Here is a 16,160-nt window from a genome sequence, read left to right as displayed (position 1 = left end):
AACACTAGCCCTCGAAGCTTGTGCGAAAATGAAATCGGGCCGCGCTTGCGGCGCGGCCCGGAATTGCAAGTAGAACTATCCGTCAGCTAGGCCGGACTAGCCGTTCTTGAACAGCGACAGGATCGACTGCGAGGAGCTGTTGGCGATCGACAGTGACTGGATGCCGAGCTGCTGCTGAACCTGCAGCGCCTGGAGGCGGGTCGATTCCTTGTTCATGTCGGCATCGACGAGCTGGCCGACGCCGCGGTCGATGGAGTCCATCAGGCTCTGCGTGAAGGTCTTCTGCAGATCGATGCTGCTTTTGGCCGAACCGAGGATTGTGGCGGAGTCGGTCAGCTGGCTCATGACCTTGTCGATCTTGCCGACCATCTGGGTGATGATGTCGTCGGTCACGCCGGCCGCCGTGATGTCGAGATTGAAGGCCGAGACGTTGTCGATCTTGGTGGCGGTGCTCGCCGCGGCAGCGGTCTGGCCGGCGGTGTTGGCGGCGATGTCCGTGGCGCCGCCGGCGAGTGCTGTCGAATAGGCGTTGTCGTACAGGCTCTGGGCGGCGGCCGTGGAGTAGACCGAGGTCTGACGGTCGAGCGTGCCCTGGTTCTTGACGGCGGTGGAGAGACCGGAATCGAACAGCTTGGTGCTCTCGACATTGATGTCGATCGTGCCGAGCGAGATGGCGCCAGACGAGGAGCGATTGAACGATGAGACGATCTTGGCGTCGGCCTGGACGCCATCGTTGGCAGCGCTGACCTGGGTTGATGTCACAGAGAGGTAATTCGAACCCGAAAAGGTCGCGGCATCGGCAAATGACTTCATCTGCGCCTGAAGGGCCGTGATCTCGGTCTGCGTCTTCGCCTTGTTGGCAGCAGTCTGGCCAATGGTCGAAAGCAGCTTGGTCTTGATCTTGCCGATCGTATCCAGCGCATTGTTCATGCCGGTGTAGGCGGTGTCGACCTTCGAGGCGCCGAGGCCGAGCGCGTCCTGCACCGTCGAGAGGGCCTGGTTGTCGGAGCGCATCGTCGTGGCGATCGACCAGTAGGCGGCGTTGTCGGAGGCCTCGGAGACCCTGTAGCCCGTCGAGATTCGGGATTGCGTCTGCTCGAGCGATTTGTTGGTGGCGTTAAGGCTTTGAAGTGCGGTCAACGCAGCCGCGTTCGTCATGATGCTCGCCAAGAAACTCACTCCTTTTTCAGGCCGGTCTTTCTCAAAAACCGGCGTTGCCCTCGCGAGCCGCTCGACCCGCCCGTGGATTGCCGCCGCCCGATGGCCGATTCGGCAAACCGTTGTAAGTCATTGGTTAACCATGACTAGCGCGTTATGGTTAACGGCTTGTTAAAAGCCAGCTTTCGAGGGTTAAGAAACGAGGGTTGCGCGGGGCTGGAGCAAACGCAAAACGGGCCGCGCTTTTGGCGCGGCCCGTTTGCCTGATGTAACCGGTCGAAAGGGATCAGCCGCGGAAGAGCGACAGGATCGACTGCGACGAGCCGTTGGCGATCGACAGTGCCTGGACGCCGAGCTGCTGCTGAACCTGCAGGGCCTGGAGGCGGGTCGATTCCTTGTTCATGTCGGCGTCGACGAGCTGGCCGACACCGCGATCGATGGAGTCCATCAGGCTCGAGGTGAAGGTCTTCTGCAGGTCGATCGAGCTCTTGGCGGCGCCGAGCTTGGTCGCGGCGTTGGTCATGCCCTTCAGCGCGGCGTCGACGACGTTCATCATCGCCTGGATCTGGGTATCGCTCGCCGCCGTGGTGCCCGAGAAGATCTTCAGGCTGGCGACCGAATAGGTGTCGGTAGCCGCCGCGGCGGCGCCCAGGGTCGGGTTAGAGGCCGTCGTCACGACGCTGCCGTCGGTGCCGAGACGGTCGGCGTCGAGGATACCCTTGGAAACGCCCGCAGCGCTGCCGGCTTCATACAGCTTGATGCTTTCCACGTTGACGTCGATCGTCGAGATCGAAACCGCGCCGGTGGCGCTGCGGTTGAAGGCCGAAACGATCTTGACGTCGGCCGCGGTCGTGGCGGTCGCGCCGCTGTTGACCGACAGCATGTTGGTGCCGGAGAAGGTGGCGCCGTCGGCATAGGCCTTCAACTGCTTCTGAAGAGCGGCGATTTCGACCTGGGTCTTTTCCTTGGAGGCGTCCGTCTGGCCGTAGGATGCGGTCAGCTTCTGCTGGATCTGGTTGATGGTCGTGATCGCGCTGTCCATGCCGGTGTAGGCGGTGTCGACCTTCGAGGCGCCGAGGCCGAGCGCGTCCGAAACGGTGGACATGGCCGAGTTGTCGGAACGCATCGTGGTGGCGATCGACCAGTAGGCGGCGTTGTCCGAAGCCTGGGAGACGCGGTAACCCGTCGAGATGCGGGCCTGGGTGGTGTCGAGGTTTTTCTGGGTGGCGTTCAAGCTCTGCAGTGCGGTCAACGCCGAAGCGTTGGTCATGATACTGGCCATGGCTACTCGTACCTTGTTTTACAGGGTGTTTTTTGCATACCGGTGTGTCCGGTATGACGGAGCGGCATCATGCCAATGACCGTTGCGTTTGGGTCACCCGCCATCTGCGAGCGACTATGGCGGCGAGTCCCTACCAAAGGACTAAACCGGACGGTTAATCGAAAATAATTCGGAGAAAATTCGATGACGCGACGCGCCGCCCGGTTCCTCGGGCAGGCGGCTTACCATGCCGGGCGCGGAGGATCAGGTGAAAGAGCGCACCAGGCTGCCGACGAGCAGGTTCCAGCCGTCGATCAGGACGAAGAACAGGATCTTGAACGGCAACGACACGACCGTGGGCGGCAGCATCATCATGCCCATTGCCATGGTGATGGTCGCCACGATCAGGTCGATGACCAGGAATGGCAGCACGATCAGGAAGCCGATCTCGAAGCCGCGGCGGATTTCGGAGATCATGAAGGCCGGGACCAGGATGCGCAGGTCGACCGTCTCCTTGGCAACGGTCTGGCCGCGTTCGCGCGCGAGGTCGGCGAAAAGGTCGAAATCCTTGTCGCGCACATTGTGCAGCATGAAGGTGCGGAACGGATCGGAAATCTTCTCGAAGGCCTCGGTCTGGCTGATCTGGTTGTCCATCAACGGCTTGACGCCGGTGTTCCACGCCTGATCGAAGGTCGGCGCCATGACATAGAAGGTCATGAACAGCGACAGCGAAATGAGGATGAGGTTCGCCGGCGTCGATTGCAGGCCGATGCCGGCACGCAGGATCGAGAAGGCGATGACGAAGCGGGTGAAGCTGGTCACCATGATCAGCAGCCCCGGCGCCACCGACAAGACGGTAAGCAGGCCGAACATCTGGATGATGTAACCGACGGTGGCGCCATCGGCCTTGCCGATGCCGCCAAGGTCCAGTTGCTGGGCCGCCGCGACGGAGGTGGCGGCACCGATCAGTGCCGCGGCAAGGAGGAATTTTCTCATTCGAGCAGCAATGTCCTGACGAGAACCTGTTTGACGTGCCCCTGACTGCGGATCGAGGCGCGTTCGTCGAGATCGGCCTTCAGGTGCTGGAAGCCGCTGGCGCCTTCGATCTGGTGCATCTTGAGGGTGCGCACGAAGGCCAGAAGATCCTGCTGGATATCCTCCGCCATCGCCGGCGGCTGTGGAACGTCATAGACCACGGACACTTCCATCCTGATCCAGGTGTCCGCGGGCGAGGCGATGTTGGTGGTGATCGGCGCCAGTGCGACGAGCGTCGGCCCGGTGCCAGGCTGTTTTTCGGCTTCAGGCTGGGGGACCTTGCCCTCATTTTCAGGCGCAACGGGCACCGATGATGGTGCGCCGACGCCCTTGAGGTAACCGCCCGACATCCAGCCCATGCCGATGGCGGCCACGGTTACCATGGCCAGCATGGCGCCCTGGACGGCAAGGGAAGGACCCTTGCGAGGCTGAACCTGTTCGACATTGGCCAAGGTGCTGTGCTCCAATCCCCAGAAGGCCAGAAACTAGAACGGAAGAACCTGATCGAGGACCTGCTGGCCATATGCCGGCTGCTGGACCTCGCTGACGCGGCCACGGCCGCCATAGGAGATGCGTGCCTCGGCGATGCGTTCATAAGAGATGGTGTTCTCCGCGCCGATGTCGGACGGGCGCACCATGCCGGCGATGGTGAGCACCCTGAGCTCGTAATTGACGCGCACTTCCTGTGAACCCCTGATCATCAAATTGCCGTTGGGCAGGACCTCGGTGACTACGGCCGCGACATTGAGCTCCAGGTTTTCGGAGCGCTTGATTTCGCCGTCGGCGTTGGTTTCGGTGCTGGAGCTCAAGCCGGCGTCGCCTTTGCCGCTCGTGCTGTTGCCTTCCCATCCGAGCGTGACGTCATAGCCCAGCTTGCGCGCGGCGGTGCGGCTCCGGTCGTTCTGGTTCTTGAAGTTGGCCTTGTCGTTGAGCTTGATCCTGACGGTCAGGATGTCGCCTTCGCGCAAGGCCCTCGGATCGGTGAACAGCCGGCTCTGGCGGTCGTCCCATAGCGAGAACTTCTTGACCGGCGTGGCGGGCGGCTGGGGATAGCTGTAGGGCGCTACCCCGTCGCTGCCGATGCCGGACCCGACCGGCGACAGCGCCGGTTCCCTGCCGATCTCCTTGAAGTTGGTGCCGCAGCCGGACAAGGCTGCCGCCGCGCACAGGATGAGCATTCTGCGGATCATGACGGATCTACCCTTCGGGCTGCGCTGGCCATGATGCCGGTGAGCGTCGCCGCCGCCTTCTGGTCCATTTCGTTGAGGATGACGCCGGCCTTGCGTGAATCGAGCTTCATCAGGATGGCGGCGGCCAGGTCGGCGTTGACGATCGCCAGGCGTTCGGCCGCCGCGTCAGGCTTCATGCCGGCATAGATCTTGACGACGCTGTCCTCCGCCCGCGCCAGAAACACCTCGCGCCGCTTCAGCCAGCTTTCATATTCGGCCTTCTTTGCATCGAGGGCCTTCATGCGCTCGTTGATGCCGGCCTGGAGCTGTTTCAGCTCTTCCGCCTGCAAGGCATAGCGGCGGTCGCGCGCGGCGTCGGCGATGTTGGAGCAGAAGCGCTCGATCTCGCTCTGGTCCGGCGCTTTCTCCCGCGTCAATTGCAGCGGCGCCACAGCGGGCTGCGCTCCGGGCAGAACCTGGCGGACGGTGTCGTCCCCGCGCGCGCTGCCGGGAGCGGCCAAGGCCATCAGCGCGACCGCAAACAGGATGATCCGGGAGCGGTGTCTTGCACGGGACGGGGGGGAGGAGATCATCGGCATGGCTATTGGAGAACCAGGTCGGCTTGCAGGGCGCCGGCCGACTTGATCCCTTGCAGGATGGCAATGATGCCGTCCGGCTTGACGCCGAGACGATTGAGGCCGGAAACGAGGGTTTGCAGGTCGGGTCCGTCGAGCACGGCGACGCGGGCGTTGGGCCGGCTGGCATCGATGGCGGTGAACGGTTCGACGGCGGTTTCGCCCTTGGAGAAGGGTTCGGGCTGCACGACGCGCGGCGCTTCCGTGATGCGCACCGTCAGCGTGCCGTGGCTGATGGCGACACGCGAGATCTTGACGTCGTTGCCGATGACGATGGTGCCGGTGCGCTCATCGATGACGACGCGGGCCGGCGTGTCGGATTCGACCACCAGATTCTCGATCTCGGCATAGAAGCGGGCCGCCGAGACGCTCTTCGGCCGCCTGATCTGCACGGTACGGGAATCGCGCTCGGCCGCCACGCGCATGCCGAAGCGCTGGGCGGTATAATCATTGATCGCGTCGGCGATGCGGATGGCGGTCGAAAAATCGGGATTGCGCAATTGCAGCGTCAGAGTCGACTGGTCGTCGAACTCGGCCTTCACCTGCCGCTCGACGATGGCGCCGTTCGGCACCCGTCCGGCGGTCGGCACGCCTTGCGTCAGCTGCTCGGCCTGGCCCTGCGCGGTGAAACCGGAAACGATGACCGCGCCCTGGCCGACGGCGTAGATCTCGCCGTCCGCCGCCTTCAGGGGCGTCATGATCAGCGTGCCGCCTGCAAGCGACGTGGCGTCGCCCATGGAGGAGACGTCGATGTCGATGCGGGCGCCCGACTGCACATAGGGCGGCATGTTGGCGGTGACGATGACGGCGGCGACGTTCTTGGCGCGCGCGCTGCCGCCTTCGGTGGCGATGCCGAGATTTTCGAGCATGGCGCGGATCGACTGTTCGGTGAACGGCGAGTTGCGCAGGCTGTCGCCGGATCCGGCGAGCCCGATGACGAGGCCGTAGCCGACGAGCTGGTTGTCGCGCGAACTCTGGAGTTGCGCGATGTCCTTGATGCGCGAGGCGACCTGGCCCGGCGGCAGTTGGCTCGGCCCGGGCGAAACGCGGAACATGCGCGTGGTGGTGGCCGGATCATATTCCGGATCGTTGTAGACACCGCCATTCCTGGCGGCGAGTTCGCGCTTGGCCTTGGGTGTCAGGCCGTCGGCCAGCGCCGGCTGCAGGCCAAGCGCCGCCGCGAGCAGAAGGGCAAACGGCCGCATCATGAAGCGCCGACCTGGACGGTGCCGTCGGCCATCACCGTGCCGGAGAGGATCTTGCCGCTGTCGCTGTTGCGAACCTTGATGAAGTCGCCGGCCGAGCCCGGCTGCAAGGTCACGGCCGTGGCCGTGATCGTCAGCCCGCCGGCCGCGAAGAAGACCTGCACGGCGGCACCCTGCTCGACAAGCCAGGCCTCGCGGATGGCGGCGGACGGGATGTAGCGACCGGGCAGCAGCGTGCGCTTGGCGATCTTGCCCTGGAGTTCCTCGGAACGGGTCGCCACCGCATCGGGTTTGTGCTTGCCGGCGATGAGGGTGACCTGTTTCAGGGCGGCGAGTTCGATGGTCTCGCCGGGATAGATAACGCGGTTGGGGATCAGCACGACCTCGCCGGCAGGCTGGCTGTTGGCGATCTGGGTGGCAGACTGCCCTGTCGATTGGCTTGCCGAATCCTGGGCGAAAGCCGGCATGCCGCCGGCCACCAGCGCAAGGACCAGCGCGGCGCGGCGGAATGCGGAGCAGGATATCGGCATGGCCATCACCCGTTACCTGATGTTCTTGGAGACGACGGAGGCCATGTCGTCGGCGGCCTGGATGACCTTCGAATTCATCTCATAGGCGCGCTGCGCCGAGATCAGCTCGGTGATTTCCTTGACGGGGTCGACGTTGGAGGCTTCGAGATAGCCTTGCTGGATGGTGGCGAAGCCGGGATCGCCGGGCACGCCGACATTGGCCGGACCCGAAGCCGTCGTTTCCTGGAAGAGATTGTCGCCCAGCGGCGCCAGGCCCGCCTCGTTGGCGAAGTTGACGATCTGGAGCTGACCGAGGTTCTGCAGGTCGGTCTGACCGTCGATGCGGGCAAAGACCTGGCCGGTTTTGTTGACGATGACCTCGACGGCGTCGACCGGCACGGTGATGGCCGGAATGACGCTGGCGCCGTCGACCGTCACCAGCTGGCCGGTGGCGTTGGTGTTGAAGGCGCCGGCGCGCGTGTAGAGCGTGCCGCCATCGGCGCCCTCGATCTGGAACCAGCCCCTGCCGGTGAGCGCCATGTCAAAACTGTTGCCGGTGCTGGTCAGTTCGCCCTGTGTGTGGACGTTGCGCACGGCGGTGGTCTTGACGCCGAGACCGATCGAAACGCCTTCCGGCACCAGCGAGGCGTTGGAGCGGTTGGGCACGCCTTGCGTGCGGTCGACCTGGTAGAGCAGGTCGGAGAATTCGGCACGCGCCCGCTTGTAGCCCGTGGTGTTGATGTTGGCGATGTTGTTGGCGATGACTTCCAGATTTGTCTGCTGGGCGTTCATGCCGGTGGCGGCGATGGCGAGTGCTTTCATGGCCTGCTCCTCAGATACCCATGCGACTGACTTCGAGATAGGCCGAAACGACCTTGTCGCGGATGGCGACGGCGGTTTGCAGCGCCTGCTGGGCGCTCATCACGGCGTCGACCACCTGGCGGGTATCGGCATCGCCCTTGAGCGCCTGCAGCGATACCTGCTCGGCATTCTGCAGCGTGTTCACGGTCTTGGAGGCGGCCTGGCCCACTGCTTCGGCGAAAGAGGTTCCGAGGTTGCCCGATGCCGCCGGCGCAACGCCGCCTTGCAGCAGGTCGGTGGCCGTGTCGCCCAGCCCAGGCTTCAGGTTGAGCGCGCCGATGCCGTTGACGATCATTGATTCCTCATCAGGTCGATGGTCATTGAAATGAGGTCACGCGCCTGCTTCACGACTTGCAGGTTGGCCTCGTAGGAGCGGTTGGCCTCGGTCATGTCGGCCATTTCGATCAGCACGTTGACATTGGGCATCTTGACGTAGCCCTTCTCGTCGGCGGCCTCGTTGCCGGGCTGGAATTCAACGGGAAAGTTGCTCGGGTCGCGGTCGATCGAGTTCACCTCGACCGTGGAACTGCCGGAGGCCCGGTCGAGTTCGGAGACGAAGCTGATGGTCTTGCGGCGATACGGGTCCGCGCCGGGCGTGGTGCCTGTCGACTGGGCGTTGGCGAGGTTTTCAGAAACCACGCGCAGGCGCTCGGACTGGGCGCCGAGGCCGGATGCTGCGACTTTGAGGGCTGCGGTCAGTGCGTCCATGGTCAGCTCTTCACCGCCATCATCATCATCGAGTGGAATGCCTTGACGATGGCCGTGTTGAGTTCGAAGGAGCGGCGCACCTCGCCGGCCTTGAGAAGCTGGTCTTCAAGCACGACCGTGTTCTTGGACGGCATGATCACGCCGTCGTCCTCCTGCGGCTTGATGGAGAAGCCGGCATTGGTCGCCGCGTTGCCGAGATGGCCGGGCTCGGTGATCTGGAGCGATACGGCGGTGCGGTCGAGCACCTTCTCGAACGGCTCGACGTCGTTTGCCGTGTAGCCCGGCGTGTTGGCATTGGCGATGTTGCCGGCGACTGCCGACTGACGCACCGACAGCCACTGCGCTTGCTTGGCGGCGAGATCGAAAAGGGAAACGGGCTCCATGGGAATCTCCGGGCATGTGCTCGAAGACTATGCCGTCAGTCTTGCGCGGACCTTGCGGATGGTCGGCCTTACCGGGAAAGCTCGATCACCTGGTTGGCGCTGGTGAGCATGACCCATTTGCCATTGCGCTGCTCGATCGCCGATACCTTGCTGGAATCCGGCAGCGTCGAACCGCGCTGGACCATCCACAGGCCGGTGTCGTCCTCGATCATGGCCCGGCCGTTGGCGACATGGACCATGCGAAACTTCGCGATGTCGGCGGGGAAGGGCTGGTCGCCGGGCGGCTCCGATTTGGAATCGTCCTGCACCGTGCCGGTGGCAAACAGGTCGACACCGGCGTTGGGAACGTCCTTGGCGGTCAGTGGCGCGCTTCGCTCGGCGACCACGCCGCCGCCCGCACGTCCCGAATTGGTGCCTGTGCCGCCGAACTTGATCGCCTGCACGCCGAACTGGTCCTGATTGAAGAAGATGTACCAGGGAAACAGGGCGCAGATCAGGCCAAGCGTGACGCCGAGGGCGGCGATGACAAGATCGCTGCGCCGGTCCGCCTTCTTTCTCAATCTCGGAAATTGCGCCTTTGGCGGTTGCGGCCATTCGGCGGCGGAAAAAAGGTCTTCGATCAGCGTTTCACGGCTTGCCTGGGTGATCTCGGGAGCGCTGACACCGGGAACGATGGGCATTGAGGAATGGGAAGGCCGGACCAGAACGGGTTCGGATCTCGGCAGAGCCGGTTTGACGGCCCTGGCCAGAACAGCCGCGGTCCTGGCGGCAATGGCGCTGGCGACATTTGCCTTGGCGAGCCTGGCCTCCTCCGCCCGAGCCTGCTCGGCGGCGTTCGCCTCGGCGATCATCTCGTTCAGGAGGCGCTCGGTGTACTGGCGTTCAGTCTCCTGGTTCGGCATTCTGCTTTCCCTTGAGATGGCGGGCAAGGTCGGAGAACGGATCGGCGGACGGACGGTCCCTGGGCGATTGCGTCAGCGCCTCATAGATCACGGGCACCTGGCGCACAGCCATGTCGAGTTCGGCGTCGACGCCGCCCTGGTAGGCGCCGAGCAGGCGGATGTCGCGCGTGTCCTCGAAGCGGGAGATCATCGATTTCAGCCGCGTCACCAGGGCTCGCTGTTCGACGCTCCAGGCCTTGCCGGCCAGCCGCGATATGGACGACAGCGGATTGACGGGCGGATAGCGGCCCTGTTCGGCGATCGCGCGGTCGAGCACGACATGGCCATCGAGGATGCCGCGCACGGAATCGGCGACCGGATCATTGTGGTCGTCGCCATCGACCAGCACGGAAATGATGGCGGTGATCGAGCCTTTGCCTTCGGCCCCGGGTCCGGCGCGTTCCAACAGCTTGGGCAGTTCGGTGAAGACCGAGGCGGGATAGCCGCGCGCGACCGGTGGCTCGCCCGTTCCGGTCGCCACCTCGCGCAGCGCGTGCGCGAAGCGGGTGATCGAATCCAGCACCAGAAGCACGCGCTGCCCCTGGTCGCGAAAATGCTCGGCCACGCGCATGGCGGTGTCGGGCGCGCGCCGGCGCATCATGGCGCTCTCGTCGCTGGTGGCGACGACGGCGACGGTCTTGGCCATGCTGTCGCCGATCGTGTCCTCGAGGAATTCGCGAACCTCGCGGCCGCGTTCACCGATCAGCGCCACGACGACGGTGTCGAACGCGTCGGCGCCGGCGAGCATGGCAAGCAGCGTCGACTTGCCGACGCCGGAGCCGGCGAAGACGCCCATGCGCTGGCCGAAGCACAGCGGCGTGAAGATGTCGATGACCTTGACGCCGGTCATGAAGGCGGTGCCGACGCGCTGCCGCGCCATGGCGCCGGGTGTCGCGCCGGCCGCCGACATGTCGGCGCCCCTGACCAGAGGCGGACCGCCATCGATCGCCCGGGTGAGCGCGTCGATGGCGCGGCCGCGCCAAGAGGCGTGCGGCGCCACCGCCAGCGGCCCCCTGCGGAACACGGCATCGCCGATGCCGGCGTCGGCGCTGCGCTCGAAGGGGGCGATCACAATCTCGTCGCGGCTGATCTTGACGATCTCGCCGCGGCGCGTGCCGGCCTGGCCGCGCTGCTCGACGATGTCGCCGAGCCTGGCGAAATCGGACAGGCCGCGCACCTTGTAATGCGTCGACGTGACTTCGGTGACGAGGCCGCCGCGCTTGACCAGCCCGTCGCCGTCGCCGAAGCGCCTGATAACCCGCTCCAACGCGGCAAGCCGATGCTCCGGCGCCGGCTGGAGCTGTCTTTCGGGTGCGCGAATGGATGGCTGCTCCGGCGACATGCTACGACTTCGAGCCGAGCGTCTTTATCGCCTCGTCGGAGGAGGAATCGGTCTGCCGCATCAGCGCGGCGGTGTTCTCGAAGGCGCGCTGGACCATGATCAACCGGGTCATTTCCAGCACCGGATTGACGTTGGATTCCTCGACGAAACCCTGGGCGACGCCGATGTCGGAGCGGTCGGTGACCGGCTCGGGCGTGCGTGCTGGCACAATGCCGGAATTGCCGTAGCGCACGAAGTTCTCGCCCGGGTCGAAATTGTAGAGGCCGATCGAGCCGACGAGCTGGTCGTTCTGGCGCAGCGAGCCGTCGGAGCCAGCCTTGGGCGGACCGTTGCGGGGATCGAGCTGGATCGGCGCGCCGCCGGCGTCGAGCACCGGGTGGCCCTCGACCGACATCAGCTCGCCATTCTCGTTCATCGAGAAGCGGCCGTCGCGGGTCATGACGGTGCCGGCCGGCGTGTCGATGGCGAACCAGGCGTCGCCCTGGATGGCGAAATCGAACGGGTTGCCGGTCTCGGTCATGGCGCCGTGGGCTCCAGACAGAAAGGTCTTGCCGGAGGAGGCGAACGAAACCGATTTCTGCCCGGTACCCGACACCACGTCCTCGAACTTCACGCCGGTAGCGCGAAAGCCGACGGTGTTGGCGTTGGCGACATTGTCGGCGATCGTGTCGAGCCGGCGCTCGAGGGCCATCTGCGCGGAGAGGGCGACGTAGAGACTGTCTCGCATGATCAGAACTTCAATTTCTGCATGGCCATCATCAGGTCGGTGGATATGCCCGATGTGACCGGTTTGGCGAAAAGCACGCTGATCGATGTCACCGCCGGCGAGGTCGGGTTGTTGATCTCGTACATGCTGGTGAAGCGGGTCAGGAATTTGTTCAGTTTCACGGGGTCGGTGAAATCCGAGAGGTCGAGCTTCTGCTCGAACAGCTGCGCCTGCTTGTCGATGTCGGCGGTGGCGAAGGAATCGGGCAGTCCGAGCGCGGTGCGCACCACGCTGGCGAGCGCGGTGTCGGCCAGCACGTCGTACCAGCTGGTGATGTCAGGCGCCTTGCGGTTGAAATAGAGCGCCAGCCGCACGCCTTCATTGGTCTTGCCGGCATCCTCCTCCAGCGTTTGGCGCATGTACTTGTCGACGGTCGGCTGCTGCGCGGCATTGATGGTGGTGGCGGCCTCGCCGTACTGTTCGAAGTTGAAGGCGGTGGCGAGCCCGGCATAGGCCTTGTTCGTCATCTTGTTGGCGACGCTGTCGGCGTCGCGAACGCCGCCGGCCAGGACGCTGCGGATGAGATCCTTGCTTTCCGTCGCCGGATCGAGTCCGTAAGCCGACAGCGCATAATTGTACAAGCGGCTGTTGGCCATCAGGTCGTCGATGGATTTCACGTTGGTGACGTTGGCAAGGTAGTAGGCGGTCTCCGACTTGATGGTGTCCGCGTTGGGCGGGATCAGGCCAAGCGCCGACCCCGTGGTGTAGATCTTCGGCGTGTCTTTCAGCACCTCGTCGCGCGACGTTGTCTGATCGCCATATTGGGCAAAGTTGAACGCCGTGACGAAGTTGGCGTAGCGTTTGTCCGTCAGCTTGTTTGCCGGGCTGTTCGGATCGCTGACGCCTCCCGCCAGCATCGTGCTGATCTGTAACGGCGTTTCGGTCGATGCATCCAATCCATAGGAAGCCATGGCGAAGGTAAGCAGCCGCTTGTCCGCCATGAGGTCGTCGATCGACTTCACCTTGGAGATGTTTGCGGCGTAATAGTCCGCCTCGCCCTTGATATACTGGGCGCTCGGCTCGACCAATTTCAGTCCGGTTCCGGCCACGTATCCTTGCGGCACCGCCTGCTGGACGGCATCGCGCGTGGTCGTCTGGTCGCCATACTGGGCGAAGTCAAAGGCCGAGACAAAATTGGCGTAGCTCTTGTCGGTCAGTTTGTTGGCGGGACTGTTGGGGTCGCTGACGCCACCTTCGAGCATCGCCCTGACGGTTGCGGCCGGTTCGGTCTCCGCGTCCAGGCCGAACGCGGCCATCGCGTATGTCAGCAGGCGGCTGTTGCCCATCAGGTCGTCGATCGACTTAACCTTGGAGATGTTGGTGACGTAGTAAGAGGTTTCGCTCTGGTAGTAAGTGAGCCCCGTTTGCGAGGCGCCGATCTGGACCTGCAGCGCATAGTTGCCCGTCACCAGCTGCTGGGCCTTGTTGTAGATGGTCGCATTGGCGCCGTTGGCGGCGAAGTTGAAGGCGCTGACGAACGCGGCGTAGCGCTTGTCGGTCAGCTTGTTGGCGAAACTGTCGGGATCGGTGACGCCTTCCTTGAGCGCCTTGACCATGAACGCCTTGGCGTAGGCCATGTCCTCGAGCCCGTAGGCCTTCATGGCGTATTTGAACAGCCGGTCATTCTTGACGAAATCGTCGATCGATTTCACCTTGGTGATGTTGGCCAGATAATATTGCGTCTCGCGATCGACGGTCGGCTGTTGCTCGATGCGGTCGATCGACTTGTTGATGTCTTTGGTGATCAACTGGTAGCTGGTATAGGTACTGAGCAAGGACACGCCTCCGGCCGAAGCTATGCCAGCACAATAAGCCCACTTCCTTGCGCGAAACTGAATCGCGTCCAGCGTTCGGATTCAAGCCTCACACAAGGCACGGAGACTATCCCTTGCTCGACGTGAAATGCGGAAGGACCGGTCGTGGGCATTCTGATTGGACTTGTGGTGACGCTCGGCTGCGTCCTCGGCGGCTTCATGGCCATGGGCGGGCATCTGCACGTGCTGGTCCAGCCGTGGGAAGCCGTGGTCATCTGCGGCGCGGCGCTCGGCACCTTCCTGGTCGCCAATCCGATGAAGACGGTCAAGGATACCGGCAGGGGTATTCTGGAAGCCTTCAAACAGGCGGTGCCGAAGGAGCAGGACTATCTGGAAACGCTCGGCGTGCTGCACAGCCTGATGCGCGAGCTGCGCTCCAAGTCGCGCAGCGAGGTCGAGGCGCATATCGACAATCCGGAGGAGTCGGCGATCTTCCAGGCCTTCCCGACCGTGCTCAAGAACCACGACTTGATGAATTTCATCTGCGACTACTGCCGCATCATCATCATCGGCAATGCCCGCTCGCACGAGATCGAGGCGTTGATGGACGAGGAAATCCAGACCATCAAGTCCGACAAGATGAAGGCCTATCACGCGCTGGTCGCGGTCGGCGACGGCTTGCCGGCGCTGGGCATCGTCGCGGCCGTGCTCGGCGTGGTCAAGGCGATGGGCGCGCTTGACCAGTCGCCGGAAATTCTCGGCGGCCTGATCGGCGCCGCGCTGGTCGGCACCTTCCTCGGCATCTTCCTGTCCTATGCGGTGGTCGGACCCGTCGCCACCAAGATCAAGACGGTGCGCGAGAAGAAGAACCGCCTCTACATCATCGTCAAGCAGACGCTGCTGGCCTATATGAACGGCGCCCTGCCGCAGGTGGCGATCGAGTTCGGCCGCAAGACCATCTCCTCCTATGAGCGGCCGACCATCGATGCCGTCGAGCAAAGCACGATGAACACCGGCACCGCCGAGAAGAAGGCCGCTTGAGCGATGCGCAACAGATCGGTGCCGACACGGCCATGACCAGTCCGGGCAGCCCCGCGCAAGCGCGCTCGCTGATCATCGAGCGCCTGGTCGGCGACAGCGGCGAGGCCGACCAGGTCATCGACGCCGGCCGCGCCATGGCCGAACGCGCCGTGCCGCTGCTGCAGAAGGCGCTCTCGAGCGAGCTTGGCGCTCCCGTGATCGTCGACCTCAGGGCCGTGGAGGTCAGCCGTGTCCCCGAGGCGCGGTCGCGCGCCGGCGAGACCTTCGCCATGACCGTGGTCGGCTCGCAGGCGTCTTCGGACGCGATGACGCTCGTCATCGACGCTCCGGCGATCGCGATCATCGTCTCGACGCTGTTCGGCGGCGACCCGGATATGCCGGTGTCGCCGATCGAGCGCGACCTCTCGTCGATCGAGGCCGATGTCTCTACCATGGTGTTCCAGGAGGTGGCGCAGGCGCTGAACGGATCGGGGCGCCGCTCGCTCGAACTGCGGCTGCCGGTACCGCGCGCCATGTCGGGCATCGAGGCCAGGCGGCACGTCTTGCGCGACGGTGCCGCGATCCGCATCGTCCTCGGTATTTCGACGTCGGTCGACAGCGGCTCGATCACGGTGACCATGCCGCAGCGTATCGTGCTGGCCGGCCGTGACGGCACGGCCGGCGTCGGCGAGGACGATCCCGGCGCCAGTTGGCGGGCGCGCTTTTCGGAAGAGGTGATGCGCTCGACCGTGGCGCTCGAAGCGACCATGCCGCTGACGCGGCTGACGCTTGGAGATCTCGCCAAACTCGAAGTGGGCCAGGTCATCGATTTCGACGAGACGGCGCAATCACGGGCTCGCCTCGGCGCGCGCGGCCAGACGCTGTTCGTATGCGAGTTCGGCAAACTGGGGCAGAATTACACCGTCCGAATCAGGCATCCTTTCGATGCCGGGCAGGATTTCATCGATGGGCTCATGCCGGCCGGTGCCGGGCGCGCCTGAGCTTTTGGAGACGACGCATGGCCAAGACCAAGGTAGAAGCAGAGCCCGACCAGCCGGACGAGCAGCTCGATCGCGCCATCGAGGAATTGCGCGGGGTCCTGCACGAAGAAGAGCAGCGCCCCGAGATGGCGGCCAGGGCCGCGGCATCGGCAAATTCAAGCGTCATCATGAACATCCCCGTCGATGTCCAGATCATCCTCGGCAGCACCGAGATGGCGGTCGCCGATCTGATGGCGCTGCAGAAGGGGTCGACGGTCGCGCTCAACCGCCGCATCGGCGAGCCGGTCGATGTCGTGGTGAACGGCCGCAAAATAGCACGTGGCGAGATCACCGTGCTCGAAAGCGACCCTTCGCGCTTCGGCATCAGGCTGACCGAGATCATCGCCGGCACGAAGGGCGCCTAGACATGGAT

The 16,160-nt window shown here is 64.2% G+C and carries 19 protein-coding genes; 3 read left to right on the top strand and 16 right to left on the bottom strand.

Features of this window, described 5'->3' with window-relative positions:
- Positions 1–96: 96 nt before the first annotated feature.
- The 16 genes from LB569_RS17890 to LB569_RS17815 form a co-directional block, all read right to left on the bottom strand.
- Positions 97–1,170, bottom strand: a complete 1,074-nt coding sequence (locus LB569_RS17890) for a flagellin (protein WP_224693415.1) — start codon at positions 1,168–1,170, stop codon at positions 97–99.
- 274 nt (positions 1,171–1,444) lie between these two features.
- A complete protein-coding gene (locus LB569_RS17885) occupies positions 1,445–2,440 on the bottom strand; it encodes a flagellin (RefSeq protein ID WP_224693414.1) in 996 nt (331 codons plus the stop codon).
- Positions 2,441–2,683: 243 nt separating this feature from the next.
- Positions 2,684–3,415, bottom strand: coding sequence for a flagellar type III secretion system pore protein FliP (gene fliP / locus LB569_RS17880; RefSeq protein WP_023770451.1), 732 nt, complete (start codon positions 3,413–3,415; stop codon positions 2,684–2,686).
- Positions 3,412–3,906, bottom strand: coding sequence for a flagellar basal body-associated FliL family protein (locus tag LB569_RS17875; RefSeq protein ID WP_140704505.1), 495 nt, complete (start codon positions 3,904–3,906; stop codon positions 3,412–3,414). Before LB569_RS17875 ends, fliP begins: the two co-directional genes overlap by 4 nt.
- A 33-nt stretch (positions 3,907–3,939) precedes the next feature.
- Positions 3,940–4,644 carry a flagellar basal body L-ring protein FlgH gene (gene flgH, locus LB569_RS17870; RefSeq protein WP_140704507.1) on the bottom strand — a complete coding sequence of 235 codons (705 nt, stop codon included), beginning with the start codon at positions 4,642–4,644 and terminating at the stop codon, positions 3,940–3,942.
- Entirely contained in the window at positions 4,641–5,222 is a 582-nt protein-coding gene (locus LB569_RS17865; RefSeq protein ID WP_224693413.1) for a MotE family protein, read from the bottom strand. The genes flgH and LB569_RS17865 overlap by 4 nt, the downstream gene beginning before the upstream one ends.
- A gap of 2 nt (positions 5,223–5,224) precedes the next feature.
- A complete protein-coding gene (locus tag LB569_RS17860) occupies positions 5,225–6,466 on the bottom strand; it encodes a flagellar basal body P-ring protein FlgI (RefSeq protein ID WP_140704511.1) in 1,242 nt (413 codons plus the stop codon).
- The gene (gene flgA / locus LB569_RS17855) at positions 6,463–6,999 is read right to left on the bottom strand and encodes a flagellar basal body P-ring formation chaperone FlgA (protein WP_224693412.1); all 537 of its coding nucleotides are present in this window, start codon (positions 6,997–6,999) and stop codon (positions 6,463–6,465) included. Before flgA ends, LB569_RS17860 begins: the two co-directional genes overlap by 4 nt.
- A 6-nt stretch (positions 7,000–7,005) precedes the next feature.
- Positions 7,006–7,794 carry a flagellar basal-body rod protein FlgG gene (flgG, locus tag LB569_RS17850; RefSeq protein ID WP_140704515.1) on the bottom strand — a complete coding sequence of 263 codons (789 nt, stop codon included), beginning with the start codon at positions 7,792–7,794 and terminating at the stop codon, positions 7,006–7,008.
- Between the two features lie 10 nt (positions 7,795–7,804).
- Positions 7,805–8,128 carry a flagellar hook-basal body complex protein FliE gene (locus tag LB569_RS17845; RefSeq protein WP_224693411.1) on the bottom strand — a complete coding sequence of 108 codons (324 nt, stop codon included), beginning with the start codon at positions 8,126–8,128 and terminating at the stop codon, positions 7,805–7,807.
- Positions 8,125–8,541: a flagellar basal body rod protein FlgC gene (flgC, locus tag LB569_RS17840; protein WP_140704517.1), complete on the bottom strand. Its 417-nt coding sequence runs from the start codon at positions 8,539–8,541 to the stop codon at positions 8,125–8,127. Before flgC ends, LB569_RS17845 begins: the two co-directional genes overlap by 4 nt.
- Before the next feature lie 2 nt (positions 8,542–8,543).
- Entirely contained in the window at positions 8,544–8,924 is a 381-nt protein-coding gene (gene flgB / locus LB569_RS17835; protein ID WP_140704519.1) for a flagellar basal body rod protein FlgB, read from the bottom strand.
- Positions 8,925–8,992: 68 nt separating this feature from the next.
- On the bottom strand, positions 8,993–9,826 hold the full coding sequence (locus LB569_RS17830) for a hypothetical protein (RefSeq protein WP_224539018.1): 834 nt from the start codon (positions 9,824–9,826) through the stop codon (positions 8,993–8,995).
- Positions 9,807–11,207: a flagellar protein export ATPase FliI gene (gene fliI, locus LB569_RS17825; protein WP_140704523.1), complete on the bottom strand. Its 1,401-nt coding sequence runs from the start codon at positions 11,205–11,207 to the stop codon at positions 9,807–9,809. The genes LB569_RS17830 and fliI overlap by 20 nt, the downstream gene beginning before the upstream one ends.
- 1 nt (position 11,208) lies before the next feature.
- Positions 11,209–11,934, bottom strand: coding sequence for a flagellar basal-body rod protein FlgF (gene flgF / locus LB569_RS17820; RefSeq protein ID WP_140704525.1), 726 nt, complete (start codon positions 11,932–11,934; stop codon positions 11,209–11,211).
- Positions 11,935–11,936: 2 nt separating this feature from the next.
- A complete protein-coding gene (locus LB569_RS17815; protein ID WP_224693410.1) occupies positions 11,937–13,754 on the bottom strand; it encodes a DUF1217 domain-containing protein in 1,818 nt (605 codons plus the stop codon).
- Between the two features lie 138 nt (positions 13,755–13,892).
- Between LB569_RS17815 and motA the strand changes: the two genes are divergently transcribed.
- Genes motA through fliN form a run of 3 tightly spaced genes read left to right on the top strand, consistent with a single transcriptional unit; the run spans position 13,893 to position 16,152 of the window.
- The gene (gene motA / locus LB569_RS17810; protein ID WP_224539013.1) at positions 13,893–14,768 is read left to right on the top strand and encodes a flagellar motor stator protein MotA; all 876 of its coding nucleotides are present in this window, start codon (positions 13,893–13,895) and stop codon (positions 14,766–14,768) included.
- 32 nt (positions 14,769–14,800) lie between these two features.
- Positions 14,801–15,748, top strand: coding sequence for a FliM/FliN family flagellar motor switch protein (locus tag LB569_RS17805; RefSeq protein WP_318012809.1), 948 nt, complete (start codon positions 14,801–14,803; stop codon positions 15,746–15,748).
- Between the two features lie 17 nt (positions 15,749–15,765).
- Positions 15,766–16,152 (top strand): flagellar motor switch protein FliN, encoded by a 387-nt coding sequence (gene fliN / locus LB569_RS17800; RefSeq protein WP_140704531.1) that lies wholly within the window; start codon positions 15,766–15,768, stop codon positions 16,150–16,152.
- Positions 16,153–16,160 lie beyond the last annotated feature (8 nt).

The sequence above is a fragment of the Mesorhizobium sp. BH1-1-4 genome, assembly GCF_020165665.1.
Lineage (GTDB): Bacteria > Pseudomonadota > Alphaproteobacteria > Rhizobiales > Rhizobiaceae > Mesorhizobium.
This window is presented reverse-complemented; position numbering and strand designations above follow the sequence as displayed.